Below are 1621 nucleotides of genomic sequence, written 5' to 3' on the forward strand. Positions count from 1 at the left end.
CCTCGACACACAGGTTGCCCAGCGAGTCTGCCGAACCGTGCAGGCCCTTGCGCAGCTTTTCTGCCCATTTGATGTCCACGATGTTCCATTCCCCGATACGTCTTGAAGGATGATGCGTCAGCGGTGTGACGCTTGTGCCATGCAGTTAAAGGGCCAGGCCCCTTCGTTGGAAGGCGACCGATTGCCGCAAGGCACCTGTGCAGCAGGCTTTTGCCGGAAGAATCAGGTTGCGCAGCGGTGGCAAATGCCATTACTGTATATGGATACAGTAAAAGCAACACAACCAGCAAAAAGGCATAGAGGTGATGAATGGCCGTCGAAGTGGTGTACCGCAGCAGCCGCGACCCGGAGCGCTTGTCCGCCGTTTTCTACACCTAATGCCTGTCCAGTTAGTGTCAAAATGCTTTGTTTTATTGTTTTAAATCAGCGCGTTAGACGCCAACTGACAAATCAGATACAGGAAGGCGGTGCATAGATTTTCGAAAGGACCTATGCCTAGTTATCAATGTTCATATGAAGACAAGCACGGATCGTAGAGATAACATCCATCGGATAGAATTTTTTTCAGGGCATTGCCCCAGGTAGGCAGCCCTTTAATTTTTGAGAGGCCATCATGGCAGTAGAAGTACTTTACCGAAGCACTCGAGATTTGGAGAAGGTTTTTTTGGATCGAAAACTAGCCGATGCACATGATCAAATGCTTGAATTGGCAGAAATTTTAACTTCCGTTCTCATTAAAAATGTACCAGGTCTTGACGAAAAACAAGCGGAGGACGCAAGCATTTTTATGGCGAAAAATAGAGCAATCTTTGCGTCGGCGTTTAAGAGTGGTGCTAATGCGTTGGATCAGTTGACAGGGAAAGACGATAGCGCCAACTGAGATGGTGTCACAACACATAGCCAACCCATTTGATGCATGGCGGAATCAGCATGCTTGAACGTCCCGCTTTCGGCTCCATAATCGCCCTTGATAATGGATAGCTATGGACGGGACGGTGCTTAAACTACTGAGCCTAGAAGTCCGATCGAATGCCCGATGCATCGAGAGTTTCATGGTCTTCGGATGTACTCGCCGCAGAGTCGATCCAATCCTCCTCTTGATCGTGCCAGTCGCCCGTGTCTACCATCAAAGAGTCTTCGACGAACTCTAGCGCCTCAGGATTTGGATTTGCCGCTTCGCAGGTCAATTCGCAGGTGTAATCGAACGACTCATCCAATTCGGCTCCATCGCCTCTTCTGAGATCAGAGTTAGATCCCCACTGCAGTGTTACCCCTATGCTACCGCTTACCCTGATGTGTACAGTCTCTGAGGTAATACTGGTAACCTCATGCGATTCCACATAGATTTCTTCAAGGGAATAGTGCGAGGCTAGCTCATCTACAGCGTCCAAACTTTCCCCAACAATCTGCTGGACCGTCGCATCATTGATCGCATGCGATAAACGATCCCCGACGGCGGCTCTGCACTCTTGGATGCAGGCCATCAGTCCGGCCACGGCTTCGATTGTTTCTACTGCGAGGTGCTCGATGTCGTCCTCCTCCATGAGGAAAACTTCTGGTGTGATGTGGACGTACCCGTTCAAACGGACTACGGCATCTCGAAGCTCCTCAAACTCCTGAG

At 50.0% G+C, this 1621-nt stretch carries 2 protein-coding genes and 1 pseudogene; 1 reads left to right on the forward strand and 2 read right to left on the reverse strand.

All coding sequences use genetic code 11. From position 1 onward, the window contains the following. Positions 1 to 79, reverse strand: a pseudogene (locus tag HP546_RS31955) (phosphate-starvation-inducible protein PsiE); the annotation flags it as partial. Positions 80 to 613: 534 nt separating this feature from the next. On the opposite strand from HP546_RS31955, the gene HP546_RS29995 reads away from it, so the two are divergent. Beyond that, entirely contained in the window at positions 614 to 880 is a 267-nt protein-coding gene (locus tag HP546_RS29995; protein ID WP_034137100.1) for a YebG family protein, read from the forward strand. A gap of 133 nt (positions 881 to 1013) precedes the next feature. Here HP546_RS29995 and HP546_RS30000 read toward each other — a convergent pair. Further along, the coding region (locus tag HP546_RS30000) for a hypothetical protein (RefSeq protein ID WP_218584656.1) at positions 1014 to 1621 on the reverse strand (608 nt) is incomplete at its 5' end.

Source organism: Pseudomonas sp. CM25, from assembly GCF_013179705.1.
In the GTDB taxonomy this organism is placed as follows: domain Bacteria; phylum Pseudomonadota; class Gammaproteobacteria; order Pseudomonadales; family Pseudomonadaceae; genus Aquipseudomonas.

Bases quoted from the DNA above. Each gene is read 5' to 3' on its own strand.
- HP546_RS29995 (WP_034137100.1), top strand. From the start codon at position 614: ATGGCAGTAGAAGTACTTTACCGAAGCACTCGAGATTTGGAGAAGGTT.